This is a genomic window from Flavobacterium saccharophilum, assembly GCF_900142735.1.
Taxonomy (GTDB): Bacteria; Bacteroidota; Bacteroidia; order Flavobacteriales; family Flavobacteriaceae; genus Flavobacterium; species Flavobacterium saccharophilum.
On record NZ_FRBY01000002.1, the window covers coordinates 982,174 to 997,049 of the forward strand.

Consider the following 14,876-nt stretch of genomic DNA (forward strand, 5'->3'; position numbering starts at 1 on the left):
TAGATTATTTTGGTAGTTTTGATTAGTTTATATAATCCCGCAGTAGATAAAACCTATCGCATTTTTTAATTACTTTTATTATTCAATAAAAATGTCATGCTAAAATTTGTTTACACTTTTATTTTTCTCTTTGTAATCACTTCTTTGAGTGCCCAAAGTTATAGTGCTACTTTGTCTAATTATGAAGCATATAAAGCTTTTAAAGGAAAGCCATTATCGGATAAATTCTCCAATATCGAATCCGTAAAAATCGTTTATGACCTGAAATCTAAAAAAATGTATTATTTCAATAGTACTTTAATTTTGCATCATTATGACTTTGTAACCAATTATTTAAATTATGATAAAGAAGTAGATGTTTTTAACAAAGAAAATTATAGCGATACCGAAAATGGCAGAAATTATTTATTAGGAAATCTAAATCATATCAAAGGAACTGAAAAATGGATTTTCGAATTAGCAGCTTCAGATCGCATGCCAATTCCATTAATTGAAAACTTTTACAATTTAATTTTAAAATCAAGTTTCATTGGTTCGGATTTAAAATTCTATTTGAATAATCCTGAAAAAACGGAATGGTTTCAACAAAATAAATTCAAAATTCCATGTGTAAAATCAGATTACATTTTTAATGATATCACCTATCAGGAAGTCGTTTCCGGAAATACAGTTGGCATTCTAAAACAATACAAAATAAAGGATTTGGAAAAGGTTCAGCCAAACCGAGATGAAATCATAATTTTGGATGGAACACCAGATATTTTACCCGATGTAAGAGGAATTATTGTGAATGAACTTCAAACACCATTAAGCCATTTAGTTCTCTTAGGCAAAAACAGAAAGATTCCTATTATGGCCTATACTACTGTTTTGAAGGACAATAATATCCAAAAATTAATTACAAAGAAGGTCGAATTAAAAATTGAAATTGATACTTTTCACATCAAAGAAACCACTAAAAAAATAGCACAAAAAAGCATTTCAAAAAAGAAACAATTAATTATTGACAAGAGTGTAACAGATTTGGTCGACTTAAATATAATTCCAAAAAAAGGTGTGAATTATATTGGTTCTAAAGCTCAGAATATGGCGTATTTAATTGCAATTTCAAAAGATATTGCCAAAGATCTTCCTTTTAAAACTCCTGAAAATGCGCACGCCATTCCTTTTTATTTTTATACGGAGCACATTGAGAAAAAGTCAATTTCATCTTTAATTAGGGAGCTTTTAACTAATCAACATAAAGATTCTACAGTATGGATTAATCATCAATTAAAGAAAATTCGCGATGCCATTAAAAAAGAACCTATTGATCCTAATTTAATCAGGAAGCTAAATGAAACCTTTAAAAATGCCGCTTTTAAAAATTTCAGATTCAGATCGTCAACTAATGCTGAAGATTTAGATGATTTTAATGGCGCAGGTCTTTACGATTCTAAAACCGGAATTTTAGGTGACAGTATAAAAACTTTTGAAAAGGCGATTAAACAAGTTTGGGCGAGTGTCTGGAATGAAGGATCCTATACTGAAAGAGAGCTATTTGGTATTGATCAACAAAGTGTTGCAATAGGCGTTTTGGTGCATCGTTCTTTTCCTGATGAAATAGCCAATGGTGTCATCATTACTCAAAATATCTTCAGAAAAAATTTCCCAGGTATTACCGTTAATATTCAAAAAGGAGAAAACTCGGTTGTTAAACCTGCCACAGGGGAAATTTGCGAACAATTCACGGCTTACTATTTACCATCTCAAAATAAAGATGAAGAGTTTAATGTCGATTACACATCAAATTCTAATCTGAACAATAATGAGCCTTTGCTAAGTAGAAAAGAAATGATCAGGCTAAATCTTGTCTGTCAAAAAATTGAAAGCCAGATGAATCGATATTGGAAAAAGAACAGATTAAATCCAGTCGATATTGAATTTAAAATAGTTGGAGAAAATCGTGATTTATATATTAAACAGGTACGGCCTTTTAACGAATGATCAATAGAAAACCTGTAAATCTATTTCGTTCGAAACCGTATTGATCAGGATGATTTTAAACTCGAAATCGTCAACATTAATTTTTTGTTGTACCGATTGACGAATCTTTTTGTGCTCCAATGAAAAATCTCCTTCCAAAGGAATTTTGACATCAACAACATTCAAATATTTAGAAGCTTTTTTATTTACTAAAATTGAAGCAAAAATATAAAATCCGATAATGATAACCTGAAAAAACAATAACACCTCAATTTTTTCATACGGATACATGATATCCAAAATGGAAAGCGTAATAGTTGCAAAGAGAAAAATTATGGCATTTACCGTAAAAGATTGTGTTCTGAATCTTAGAATTGAAAAAATAGCAAATAATCCAAAACCAATTCCGACTCCTATTTCGATTTTTGTAAATAAATAGCAAAGTGAAAAAGTACAAAGACCGACAATTACCATCAGTGGATTTATAGTTTCATTATCTTTTCTGTTAGAGAAAAAATACAAAACCAAAATTGAGAAAAACAATAATAAAAATCTTCCTGTAAGTTCGTTTAAATCCATTTACTCAAAGTATTAGCAAATCAAATTTAGAAAAAAGTTTGCCACGAATTCACGAATTTAAAAATCAATATTTAAATTCGTGAATTCGTGGCAAAAAAAATCTTTTCACTCGAGCAATTTCGAGAACTATTATTCCATTTTAGGCTTCGAATCGGCTTTATAATTGCTTTTTGGATCGCTCATATTTACTTCTTTAGTTAACTTTCCTTTTAAGTAAAACTGCCACATTCCGACTTTCTTACCGTTTAAAAATTTACCTTTAGAAGCCATTACTCCATCAGAATCGTAGAAAACAGCTTCTCCGTTATATTCATTATTTTTATAGGTGCTCTGCTCCAAAAGCAATGCATTTTGACCGTATTTTTTATAAGTTCCTTCTTTTAAACCATTCTTATACGTCATTTCTTCCGCTATTTTAGAGTCAGGATAAAAAACAGATCTCACACCTTCCAGTTTTCCATTTTTATAATTTTCAAGTGTCATAACCACTTTTGAAGCTTTATGGTAATATTTCCACTCTCCTTCACGAGCCTTACCTACTTCTTTACCTTCGCTTACTTTATTTTTATTCTGATCATAAAAAACAGTGTACGAACTTCCGTCATTAGCAGTAAAATCACGAGTAGCTACTACATCCCCTTTTTTAGTATCATCAAAAAACTTAAAAAGCCCGCTTTCTTTTCCGTGACTAAAAGTTCCTTCATAACGCGGACGTTTTGAAAGTTCGTAAGTTCCTTTCCAAACCCCGTCTTTTTTTCCATTAGCATCTAGTTTGTTGAAATCTTGTGAAAAAGCAGCAACGCTTATTAAAAATAAAATCCAAAAATTTCTCATAATTCGTTTTTCTATATAACAGCAAAAATTACTTTTTAGTATTTACAAAAGTAGGATCATTTCAACATTAATTGCCCTTTTTTTAATTAAAATCAAATTTAAATTCTGTTTAACGTTTCTGAAACATAAAAAAATTAAATAAGTACAAAAAAATCAAGCATACAATACAAAATACTAGTAACCAACACATTAAAACTCTTCAACAAAAAAGTTAAATTAATATTAAAAAAAGTAATTGTTTAATCTTTTTTAAAAATTGTTAAACAAAATAAATAACTTAGCAGTAACAAACAAAAAATCAATATTATGAAAACAATCAAAATTAAATTAATTGCTTTATTGGCATTAATTGCTTTCGTCAGTATTTCATGTAACAATGATGATGATGATTCATCTCAACAACCCCAAACGATCGTCTCTATTGCGAAAGCAAATCCTAATCTAACCTCTTTGGTTGCCGCTCTTGAAAAAGCAGATTTGGCAACTACACTGAACACTTCCGGTTCTTATACCGTTTTCGCACCTAATAATACTGCTTTTAGTGCATTTTTAACTGCCAATGGTTATGCCAATTTAAATGCAGTTCCCGTTCCCGCTCTAAAAGAAATATTATTGAATCATGTCTTAATTACGAAAGTAAAATCGACAGAAATTGAAACGGGATATGTAAAGACCCTAGCAAAAGGAAGTGCTTCATCTTCAAATACCTTAAGTATGTATCTTGAAAAAGGCTCTGGTGTCGATATCAATGGTGGAAAAACAAATGGTGGAGCAACAGTCACTACTGCAGATGTTGAAGCATCAAATGGAATTATTCATATAGTTGATGGCGTTATCGGATTACCTACTATTGTTAATCATGCGGTCGCCAATAAAAACTTCACTACCCTTGTTGCTGCTTTAACTTTCAACCCTTCATCTGGTTTTGCAGGAATACTATCAGGAACAGCCAGTTCACCGTTTACCGTTTTTGCTCCCACAAATGCGGCTTTTACAAGTTTCCTAACTGAAACTGGATTTTCCGGACTTGCTGCAATTCCTGCTAATGTTTTAGAGACAACTTTAAAATATCATGTTGTTGCTGGAGCAAATGTACAATCGACCACATTAACAAACGGACAAGTTGTGAGCACATTTGCCGGACAAAATTTTACAATTGGCCTAACTGGAGGAGCAAAAATTACTGATGTCAGCGACAGAGTAAGTAATATTGTTGCTACAGACGTTCAATGTGCAAACGGAATTATCCATGTAATTGATAAAGTTTTATTACCAAATTTTTAAGCACAAAAAAAACCGCTGTTTTAAAATAGCGGTTTTTTTTATCTGTGTCGAAATATTATTTCTTCTTATCTTGCTTTTTTGCAGCCTCTTGTTGTTCCATCACCTCCTGAAGACGTTGTTGAAACTTACTTTGTTTTTTAGGCTCCTTTAATTTGTTCTCCTGAATTTGAGCGTGAATTTTATCTGTATCAACAATATGATTTTTGATCACAAACATAATTCCGATTGTGATTAAGTTTGAAATAAAGTTATATAAACTCAAACCAGCACCATAAGTATTGAAGAAAATTAACATCATTAATGGTGAAACATAAATCATGATTTTCATCATTTTTGCCATATCCGGCATACCTTCTTGTTGAGGAGCTGCCATTTGCTGATCTCCAGATGTCATTTTCATGTAAAAGAAAATCGCAATTGCAGCCAAAATTGGGAACAAACTAATATGACTTCCGTATAATGGAATATTGAATGGCAATTGTACTACAGCATCAAATGATGATAAATCGTCTGCCCAAAGGAAACTTTTTTGTCTTAACTCAAAAGCTGACGGGAAGAACTGGAATGACGCATACATAAACGGAAGCTGAATCAATGCCGGGATACATCCTGCCATTGGGTTAACTCCTGCTTTGTTGTACAACTTCATTGTTTCCTGTTGTTTCTTCATTGGGTCTTTTTTAAATTTTTCTCCCAACTCTGTAATCTCTGGACGCAAGACTTTCATTTTAGCCTGTGACAAGAATGACTTATAGGTAATTGGCGACATAGCCAATTTGATAATGATGGTAAAGATGATAATTGCAATTCCTAATGACAATCCAATAGTAGAGCTCAAGAATCCGAATAATGGAATGAAAATCCATTTATTAATCCATCCAAAAATTCCCCAACCTAATGGAATAATTTTTTCAAAGTTTTTATCGTATGATTTTAAAGTCTTATAATCAGATGGTCCAAAATACCAGCTCATTTTATAGTCAACTTCTCCATTAGAAAAAGCTAAAGGAACTGTTGCTCTAAATTGCTTTACATATATTGTATCGATCGCTTCATCTTTTATTAATGCATCAGATTGCAATTTAGATTTTTCGAATGGTTTATCTGTCGCTAAAATAGCAGTAAAAAAATGTTGTTTAAAAGCGATATAACTCACTTTTTCAGGAGTATCTTCTTTTCCTACACCATCACTTACTGAGCTGTATTTTTCATCCCCATATTCATATTCAAGTTGAGCATATCTTTTTTCAATAGAAACACCTTTCTCATTTCTGTAACTTTTCAAATCCCAAACTAAATCTAATGGCTTAGCAGAATTTAAAACTTTATTCAACCCTTGAGAACGAATATCAAAACCAACTAAATAGTCATTTGCTTTTAAGATGTATTTATATTCTAAAAATTCGTTTGCACCCGCTTTCAAACGCATTGTTAAGATTTGATCCGATCCATTTTTAGTCAACGTTGGTTCAAAATATAAATCTTTAGAGTTTAAAGTTCTGTTATCCGTTGTTTGTAATTGGATATTCAGATTCGAATTATTATCTTTAATTAATTCAATTAACTGTCCAGAATTTTTCTCAAATCTTTTGAATTCTTTCAACTTAGCTTCAACTATATAACCACCTTTATTGGCGATTTTTAGTATCATCTTTTCGTTTTCAATAGTTGTAAAGCCTTCTTTTGCAGAAGGAAGTGTAGCTGAATAAGCAAAACCACCTAAAGTTTGTTGCAATTTTGCCAATTGAACCGTATCACCAGGTGTTGCAGCGGCAACAGGTAAAACAGCTGTTTTAGTTTTATCAGCTTTAGCCTGAGCTTCTTGCTTAGCAACTAATTCTTTCTTGGCTTTTTCAGCAGCAATTTCCTTATCTGAAGGTTGATTTTGGTACATAATCCAAATCAAAATTCCAAATATCAATACAAAACCAATGATTGAATTAAGATCAAATTTTTTTTCTTCCATTATTAATTTAAAAAAGTTATTCGTTAAAGGCTATTAGTAATGAGTTCGTCTCAAACGTTACATCCCTTTAGAATATTAATTATTATTTTTTATGCGCAATAACTGCAGCAGCCACAAAGTTTACGAAAATTGGGTGCGGATTTGCAACCGTACTTTTGTATTCAGGATGGTATTGTACTCCAATGAAAAATGGGTGATTTTCAAGCTCAACAATTTCTACTAAACCAGTATCTGGATTAACACCAGAAGCAATTAAACCAGCTTTCTGTAATTCATCTTTATAAGTATTATTATACTCGTAACGGTGACGGTGACGCTCTGAAATAGTTTTTTGACCGTAGATTTTATGTGCCAATGAGTTTGGTTTAATATCACACTTCCAAGCCCCAAGGCGCATTGTTCCACCTTTGTCTGTAATTGTTTTTTGCTCTTCCATCAAATTCACCACAGGATGTTTTGTTTTTTCATTCATCTCTGTAGAATTCGCTTCAGCGTAACCTAAAATATTTCTTGAATATTCAATAACAGACATTTGCATTCCTAAACAAATTCCGAAAAACGGAATATTGTTTTCTCTTGCGTAACGAACTGCTTCTATTTTTCCTTCAATTCCTCTTTCACCAAAACCAGGAGCAACTAAAACTCCATCAAGAGGTCCTAATTTCTCTGCAACATTATCACTATTAATATGCTCTGAGTGAATAGAAATTACATTTACTTTAGTTTCATTTGAAGCTCCAGCATGAATAAATGCCTCTAAAATTGATTTGTAACAATCCTGCATTTCTACATATTTTCCAATCAAACCGATGTTTACAGTATGTTTTGGATTTTTCAATCTGCGTAAAAAAGTATTCCAGTTTTTTAAATCCGGTGCCGCTTTTTTAGGTAAATCCAATTTTTTCAAGGCAACTACATCTAATCCTTCTTCGAGCATTAAATTTGGAACCTCATATATAGTTGAAGCATCAATAGATTGAATTACGGCTTCTCTTTTTACATTACAGAATAATGCTAATTTATTACGCAATTCATCTGAAAGTTCATGCTCAGTTCTACAAACCAAAATATCAGCTTTAATACCGCTTTCCATCAAAGTTTTTACAGAGTGCTGTGTAGGTTTTGTTTTCAACTCACCTGCAGCAGCCAAATAAGGAACCAAAGTTAAATGAATAACAATTCCGTTATTTTCACCCAATTCCCAAACCAACTGACGAACAGACTCGATATAAGGTAAAGATTCAATATCACCAACAGTTCCACCAATTTCAGTAATAACAATATCATAATCGCCAGATTTACCCAGCAATTGCATTCTGTCTTTGATTTCGTTTGTAATATGAGGAACAACCTGAACTGTCTTTCCTAAAAACTCCCCTCTTCTTTCTTTCTCAATAACCGAAAGATAAACTCTTCCTGTAGTAACGTTATTGGCCTGAGAAGTAGGAACGTTCAAGAAACGCTCGTAGTGACCTAAATCTAAATCGGTTTCAGCACCATCATCTGTTACATAACATTCACCATGTTCGTACGGATTTAGTGTTCCCGGGTCGACATTTATATACGGGTCAAATTTTTGAATAGTTGTACGGTATCCTCTTCCTTGTAACAATTTTGCTAAAGATGCCGCGATAATTCCTTTTCCTAATGAAGAAGTCACACCGCCTGTAACAAAAATATATTTTGTTTGATTCATTCTGTTGTTGTTTGTATTGTAGTTGTGTAAAAAACTTGGCAAAAGTACAAATTTAATTAGATAATTTGTCAATAAGAGAATGAGATAATTTGCAAAATTTTAAACAGAATGATTAATTGCTTTTGTAATCGATAATTTTAAGAATTAATTAGGATTATTTTTGAAGAATGTATTTAAATTGAGACTAATTATTACTATCCAATTTAATAAATAACTGAAGAATATTTTACCTTCTGCCTAAAATTATAAGTTTTACAGGAAAGTTTAAGCAAAAAAAATATTATAATTTTAAAACATCGACTTGTACACATTTATAAATTCAGTCTTGAATTCTGTGGTGCCAATTTGTTTTTAAAAATTATAATATTTTTTATGTGTATTATAATTTCAAAATATTGACTTGTACACATTTACAAATTCAGGCTTGAATTCTGTGGTATCAATTAGTTTTTAAAAATTATAATATTATATCTATCAAACTTAAATAAAAAAAATTAAACTACCAAAGATTTTTCCTACTATTTTATTAGCTTAGGATATTGCTTTTTAATATTACGAATCAATTCTTCTAAACCATTTAATTTTAATTCGTAAATAAGCTGTAATTGCTGCCCTAATTCTCCATTAGGAAAACCTTTATTGTGATACCAAACTACATAATATTCAGGTAAATCAATTAAAAAACGACCTTCGTATTTCCCGAAAGGCATTTTAGTGTGTGCTAATTTTATGAGCAGTTTTTTGTCTTGTTCCATTTTTTTTAAGAAGAAAGAAGCAAGAGAGAAGAATATAGATTTATTCTCTTTCTTGCTTCTTGTTGGTACAAAGCTATGATTATTTCAATACTTTTTATACTTTTTAGAGGATAGATTAAAAAAAAATCGCCACGAATTCACGAATTATTTTAAATATAATTCGTGAATTCGTGGCGAATAAAAACTTAGTGCCTTAGCATCTCAGAACCTTAGCAACTTAGTAATGCCATCTCACAAAAGCTTCCATAGCTGCATAAGTTGCCAAACCTAGTTGTTGGTACAAAGCTGCTGTTTCTGCATTTCTGTCTTCGGCTCTTTGCCAAAACTCTCTTGCATCAGTTCCCTGGAAAACAACCCCGTCTTTTTGAGACTGGTGTTTGAAGATTCCGTGGCGTTTTGCCAAAACCTGATCCGGGCTCATTGGTACCGCCATTTCGACTTCGTCAATTCCCCATTCCTGCCAAGCTCCACGGTATAACCATAACCAACAGTCATCCATAAACGATTTTGTTTTTAAAGCTTTTACCGCTTCAAAAATAGCATCCAGACAGACTTTATGTGTTCCGTGCGGATCAGCTAAATCTCCTGCCGCGTAGATCTGGTGTGGTTTGATTTTTTCAATTAAATCCATTGTCAATTGAATATCCTCTTTCCCAAGTGGTCTTTTCTCGATTGTTCCGGTTTCATAAAATGGCAATTCCATAAAATGAATCTGATCATCTGTCAATCCAACAAAATGACTAGTAGCTCTCGCTTCTCCTTTTCTGATCAATCCTTTGATATAACGCACTTCCGGAATATCAATTTCACTATTCTTTTTATTGGTTAAAAAGGTTGCAGCTTTTTGGTAAATATCATCTGCCTGAGCACTCTTGATTCCGAATTTTTCGTTGTAATCAATCACGAATCTTGCAAAACGTAACGCTTCATCATCCGCTACAGCGATATTTCCTGAAGTTTGATACGCTACATGCACCTCATGTCCCTGCTCCTGCAAACGCATGAACGTTCCTCCCATACTGATAATATCATCATCTGGATGCGGACTGAAAATCAGTACACGTTTTTTAGCCGGTTCTGCTCTTTCCGGACGGTTTGAATCGTCGGCATTTGGTTTCCCGCCTGGCCAGCCTGTGATTGTATTTTGAAGTTTATTAAAAATCTTGATGTTGATGTCGTAAGCCGGACCGGAATCTGCTAATAAATCGCTCATACCGTTTTCAATATAATCAGCATCAGTTAACATTAAAATTGGTTTTTTAAGCTGAAGTGCCAATCCTAAAACCGCTTTTCTAATTAATTTATCTGTCCAGATTACTTTTTCTACCAACCAAGGTTTGTTGATTCTGGTTAGCTTTGAAGAAGCTTCCTTATCTAAAATAAAAACGGCGTTGTTGTGTTCCTGCAAAAATGAAGCAGGCACTCGATTGGTCACTTCATCTTCTACCGATTTTTTTACAATGTTTGATTTTCCTTCTCCCCAAGCCATCAAAATAACTTGTTTTGCTTCCATGATTTTTTTCACTCCAAGCGTTATTGCCGTTCTTGGTGTATTACTTAATCCAAAGAAATCTTTACTTGCCGCAACTCTTGTAATATGATCCAAAGCGACTAAACGCGTTTTAGAGTTTTGAAGCGACCCCGATTCGTTAAAACCGATATGCCCGTTTCCTCCAATTCCTAAAATCTGCAAGTCGATTCCACCTAAAGCTTCTATTTTTGCTTCATAATCGTGGCAATAATCTGCGATTTGTTCTTTTGTTAAAAGTCCGTCGGGAACGTGGGCATTTTCAGGTAAAATATCGACATGATCAAACAGTAATTCTTTCATAAAACGAACATAACTGTTGATGGAGTTTGGTTCCATCGGATAGTATTCATCCAGATTGAAACTAATTACGTTCTTAAAACTCAATCCTTCTTCTTTATGCAAACGAACTAATTCAGCATACAATCCTTTTGGAGAAGAACCAGTTGCAAGACCTAAAATACAAGGCTGATTTTCTTTTTGCTTGGATTGAATTAAAGCCGCAATTTCCTGAGCAACTGCTTTTGAAGCATCAGAAGAATTTTCAAAAACAACCGTGTTGATGTTTTCGAATCGTTTTTCGAATCCTGTTGCTTTGTCGATTTTACTTTTTAACATGATATAGTATTTTTTAATTTCTCGAGTTTATTTTACCATTTTCGGTATTTATGACCTTTAACTGCATAGAAAAGAATCATTATATAAGATGGCAATAACATTAAATAAGCCAACTGATTTCCGCTCCTGGAAACATCTTGCGTTCCGGCGGCTATATTTGATGTATTTATAGTTTCTGTAATTAATCCATATAATAGGGGAAAAATAGCACCGCCAATAATTCCCATAATCAAAATGGCACTTCCAATTTTGGTATATCCTCCTAAATCTTCAAGAGCCATTGGCCAGATTGCCGGCCAGCAAAGTGCATTTGCCAAACCAAGTAATGCTACTAAAAGAATTACAATTGGCAAATTTGGAACTCCAGGCAATTGAATTGTTAATTTAGGTGAAATAATTACAATTGCTAAAACCAAAATGATTCCTAAAATCCCTGAACCTTTTAAAGCCGTTACCTGTGAAAGGTATTTTGGAATCAGCGTTATTCCTAATATATATCCAACAACCATGGCTGACATCGTAAAAGAAGTCAACTTTAAATAAAAGTTTCCTTCGTCTCCGTACACTCCTAATTGTTTCCCGAAGCCTCCAATTGAATCTCCAGCCAAAACTTCTGCAGCCAGATACAACATTAAAGTGATTACTCCCAAGACCAATTGTGGACGCCTGAATGCATTTTTAATTTGTTTGAAAATACTTAAATTTGAAATATTTCCTTCTTCATCCAAATCAATTTCAGGGAGTGGAGAAAGCTTCACTAACAAAGCTAACACCATAATAATCAACCCCATATAAAGATAAGGCCTTTGCAATTGTAATGCAAGAGAATTTAAAGCATTTGATTTTGAAACTGAATCCAGCATCGCAATTTTATCAGCTGTAAACTCCTGCATATTAGACAAGACCAATGCTGTTAATATAATTGGTGCTATAAATCCTGCTAGTTTATTCGCAATTCCTAAAACACTAATTCTTGCTGCAGCACTTTCTCTTGGACCAATTACAACAACATATGGATTTGATGCCGTTTGCAAAATTGCCAAACCAGTTCCCATAACGAAAAGAGCTATTAAAAACAATAAAAAAGTCCGGCTTTCTGCGGCTGGATAGAACATAAAGGCTCCAAATGCAATGATCAGTAACCCTAAAGAGATACCGTTTTTGTAACCCACTTTTTCGATTACCCATGATGACGGAACTGCCATTACAAAATAGGCAATATAAAAGGCAAAAGTTACAAAGTAAGCCTGCGAAGAAGAAAGCTCACAAGCCAATTCAAAAAATGGAATTAAAGGACCGTTTAACCAGGTTACAAATCCGAGAATAAAAAACAATGCGGTCAGGATAACCATCGGAAGAATTGCACTTCTTTTTTCTACTTGTATGATACTTTCAATGTTTGACATAATACTTTTTTGGTTGATTGTTAATAGATTATATTTTATCCATCTAAAATAGCATCAACACTTTTGCGACAATTTCGCAATTAAACGCGTATTATTGCGTTTTTTTTGCAAAGTAACACAAAAATAAGGTAATATACACTACCATTAACTACTTTAAATATCAATATTGTGTTAATATTTGTTAAACATTCCAGTCTAAAACCGGATAATTTTTCTTTAGATATTCTTTTACATCTGCAATATCTTCTTTTGCAGTAAGATCTGGAACATGTTCCGAAAAAGGGATCCCTAAAGTTGTATTTGGATTTGCTTTAACCGAATTCAAAAGCACTGTCGGTAATTCTTTTTCGTCTCTTTCCGTATTTACAGGACAATTTTTAAGATGCGTATACAAAGTACTTCCATTGAATTTGAAGGCATTCATACTCACTCTTATTTTTCCATCAACATCTTTATAATGTTCTAAATCGTCTGCTGTAGGCTTTTCTAAAATATCCAATAATTGATTATTCTGATCTAATTTAGCAATAGCAAAACGAGAAATTCTTTCAGAAGGAAATTCTAAAGCATCACGATCATAACTGATAAAAGCATTAGGACTTTGTGTTTCTCTCAATGCCAATAAGGCTTTCGCCGAATACAAATTATCACTGTTGCAAACCGAATATTCCTGCGTATTTAATTCGGGAAATTGTTCTACAGCCTGAAACAAAGCGTCAGCGGTACCAAAAGGTTTTACTCTTCCTTCAGGAATGTATTGAACTGCAAAAGAAATATTTAAGCCATGAAAATTGTTGTTTTCATTTTGGTTTCCATAAAACTCTTTAAACAACTCACCTTGTTCTCCTATTATAATGTAGATGTTTTTATAACCTGCTTTTTTAGCATTTAATAAAAGATAATCCAGCAAAGGTCTCCCGCTTGCTCCTACCCCAATCAAACCTTTACTTCTTTCATTGGCCTGTGCAATTTCTTCTGCAGATAAATTATCTAAAACGGCTTCTTTTTTCATACGGGAAGACGCTCCGCCCGCAAGAATAACTAAATTGTTGTGCATATTTATTTTTTAAATTTCAATATTTTCAATAATTCTCACACCCGGATCAACGGTAACACCGTATGCTTCTCTGGCTCCGGCTTTCAAAATCGCTTCAATTACGGATGCTTCTTTTTCAGGATCTGAAATTGCGACAATGCTTCCGCCGCCGCCAGAACCTACAATTTTAGCGCCATAGGCACCAGCCCGTAAAGCTGCATTTATCATATCATCAATTCTTGGAACTGTTATTTTTAATAAATCACGCAAAACTTCATGATGCTGATTCATTAATTCCCCAATTCTTTTAAGATCTAAAACTGGTTTTTCGAATTCTTTTAATGCTTCTTTGGTATAATGGTAATTCCTTAAGGCCGCTTCAAAAAATGGAATTAGTCTATCTGGCAAACAATTTCGATAACGATCAATATCACCAATTTCAGAAGTATTTAAATCAAAATCCGGAAAATGAAGTTTTACCATATCAATCGCCATCAAAGCATTTCCTTTCAATTCGCCAATTAACCCAATCGTTTCTTTAGGAACACCTGAAACTCCGGTAATTAAGCCCTTTAAATTGGTTCCAATAATTTTATACGAAAAAGGATCTTTTGTGTTAATATACACAATATTCCCTACTCCAATACTAAAATGATCCATCATCCCGCCTGGTTCTCCGTGTTCTAAAACTTCAGAAGCATATCCCATTTTGGCAATAAATTCAGGAGTTACTTCGTCATCAACTCCAAAGGCTGTAATTAAAAACTGAATCCAGGCCATTAATAAAGCTGACGAACTCGATGTTCCTGAATTAATTGGAATATCTCCTGTAACGGTAATGTCGTACCCAACTTTTGGGATACAACCATGTCTGCGTAAAACACGAAGCGACGATGCAAAATAATCGCGGGGTTCTAATTTTTCAAAAGTTGCATCAATATCGATCACGCGTTTTTCATTAATATCAATCATATTAAGAACAAACGTTTTGGTTTGATTTTCTTCGGCTACCAACTTAATATTTCTATTTATAGCGCAGGCAATAACAGGTAATCCTAAATAATCCTGATGATCTCCAAAGAGACATGTTCTACCCGGGGCTAATGAAGTAATTTTTATCACTTTAACATTTTGTATTAAAACACTGTAATACAAATAATTACAATGCTTTTTGATTATGAATTTATTTTATAATTTCGGTTTTGATTC

General features: G+C 33.0%; 11 protein-coding genes. 2 read left to right on the forward strand and 9 right to left on the reverse strand.

From position 1 onward, the window contains the following. Positions 1-96: 96 nt before the first annotated feature. Positions 97-1,986 carry a PEP/pyruvate-binding domain-containing protein gene (locus tag BUA98_RS09750; protein WP_072971593.1) on the forward strand — a complete coding sequence of 630 codons (1,890 nt, stop codon included), beginning with the start codon at positions 97-99 and terminating at the stop codon, positions 1,984-1,986. Here BUA98_RS09750 and BUA98_RS09755 read toward each other — a convergent pair whose 3' ends face one another. Both BUA98_RS09755 and BUA98_RS09760 read right to left on the reverse strand, forming a co-directional pair. Next, positions 1,987-2,544 carry a DUF4956 domain-containing protein gene (locus tag BUA98_RS09755; protein ID WP_072971596.1) on the reverse strand — a complete coding sequence of 186 codons (558 nt, stop codon included), beginning with the start codon at positions 2,542-2,544 and terminating at the stop codon, positions 1,987-1,989. It lies immediately after the preceding gene. Positions 2,545-2,673: 129 nt separating this feature from the next. Continuing rightward, entirely contained in the window at positions 2,674-3,378 is a 705-nt protein-coding gene (locus BUA98_RS09760; protein WP_072971600.1) for a toxin-antitoxin system YwqK family antitoxin, read from the reverse strand. Positions 3,379-3,684: 306 nt separating this feature from the next. Here BUA98_RS09760 and BUA98_RS09765 point away from each other — a divergent pair, with 306 nt between their 5' ends. Continuing rightward, positions 3,685-4,662, forward strand: coding sequence for a fasciclin domain-containing protein (locus tag BUA98_RS09765; RefSeq protein ID WP_072971602.1), 978 nt, complete (start codon positions 3,685-3,687; stop codon positions 4,660-4,662). A 55-nt stretch (positions 4,663-4,717) separates the two neighbouring features. On the opposite strand, the gene yidC is transcribed toward BUA98_RS09765, so the two are convergent. The 7 genes from yidC to BUA98_RS09800 form a co-directional block, all read right to left on the reverse strand. Next, entirely contained in the window at positions 4,718-6,628 is a 1,911-nt protein-coding gene (yidC, locus tag BUA98_RS09770) for a membrane protein insertase YidC (RefSeq protein ID WP_072971605.1), read from the reverse strand. An 82-nt stretch (positions 6,629-6,710) separates the two neighbouring features. Further along, positions 6,711-8,324 carry a CTP synthase gene (locus BUA98_RS09775; protein ID WP_072971929.1) on the reverse strand — a complete coding sequence of 538 codons (1,614 nt, stop codon included), beginning with the start codon at positions 8,322-8,324 and terminating at the stop codon, positions 6,711-6,713. 518 nt (positions 8,325-8,842) lie between these two features. Next, positions 8,843-9,079: a DUF3820 family protein gene (locus tag BUA98_RS09780; protein ID WP_072971608.1), complete on the reverse strand. Its 237-nt coding sequence runs from the start codon at positions 9,077-9,079 to the stop codon at positions 8,843-8,845. Positions 9,080-9,296: 217 nt separating this feature from the next. Further along, positions 9,297-11,225 carry a glucosamine-6-phosphate deaminase gene (gene nagB, locus BUA98_RS09785; RefSeq protein ID WP_072971611.1) on the reverse strand — a complete coding sequence of 643 codons (1,929 nt, stop codon included), beginning with the start codon at positions 11,223-11,225 and terminating at the stop codon, positions 9,297-9,299. A gap of 32 nt (positions 11,226-11,257) precedes the next feature. Then, positions 11,258-12,631, reverse strand: a complete 1,374-nt coding sequence (locus BUA98_RS09790) for a sugar MFS transporter (protein ID WP_072971614.1) — start codon at positions 12,629-12,631, stop codon at positions 11,258-11,260. A 181-nt stretch (positions 12,632-12,812) separates the two neighbouring features. Then, positions 12,813-13,688 carry a sugar phosphate nucleotidyltransferase gene (locus tag BUA98_RS09795; RefSeq protein ID WP_072971617.1) on the reverse strand — a complete coding sequence of 292 codons (876 nt, stop codon included), beginning with the start codon at positions 13,686-13,688 and terminating at the stop codon, positions 12,813-12,815. 9 nt (positions 13,689-13,697) lie between these two features. Further along, a complete protein-coding gene (locus BUA98_RS09800) occupies positions 13,698-14,789 on the reverse strand; it encodes a GHMP family kinase ATP-binding protein (RefSeq protein ID WP_072971620.1) in 1,092 nt (363 codons plus the stop codon). Positions 14,790-14,876 lie beyond the last annotated feature (87 nt).

What these genes read in the sequence shown, in the direction of transcription:
- BUA98_RS09755 (WP_072971596.1), bottom strand. Translation starts at nt 2,544, where the DNA reads ATGGATTTAAACGAACTTACAGGAAGATTTTTATTATTGTTTTTCTCA.
- BUA98_RS09780 (WP_072971608.1), bottom strand. Translation starts at nt 9,079, where the DNA reads ATGGAACAAGACAAAAAACTGCTCATAAAATTAGCACACACTAAAATG.
- BUA98_RS09795 (WP_072971617.1), bottom strand. Translation starts at nt 13,688, where the DNA reads ATGCACAACAATTTAGTTATTCTTGCGGGCGGAGCGTCTTCCCGTATG.
- nagB (WP_072971611.1), bottom strand. Translation starts at nt 11,225, where the DNA reads ATGTTAAAAAGTAAAATCGACAAAGCAACAGGATTCGAAAAACGATTC.
- BUA98_RS09775 (WP_072971929.1), bottom strand. Translation starts at nt 8,324, where the DNA reads ATGAATCAAACAAAATATATTTTTGTTACAGGCGGTGTGACTTCTTCA.
- BUA98_RS09790 (WP_072971614.1), bottom strand. Translation starts at nt 12,631, where the DNA reads ATGTCAAACATTGAAAGTATCATACAAGTAGAAAAAAGAAGTGCAATT.
- yidC (WP_072971605.1), bottom strand. Translation starts at nt 6,628, where the DNA reads ATGGAAGAAAAAAAATTTGATCTTAATTCAATCATTGGTTTTGTATTG.
- BUA98_RS09760 (WP_072971600.1), bottom strand. Translation starts at nt 3,378, where the DNA reads ATGAGAAATTTTTGGATTTTATTTTTAATAAGCGTTGCTGCTTTTTCA.
- BUA98_RS09750 (WP_072971593.1), top strand. Translation starts at nt 97, where the DNA reads ATGCTAAAATTTGTTTACACTTTTATTTTTCTCTTTGTAATCACTTCT.
- BUA98_RS09765 (WP_072971602.1), top strand. Translation starts at nt 3,685, where the DNA reads ATGAAAACAATCAAAATTAAATTAATTGCTTTATTGGCATTAATTGCT.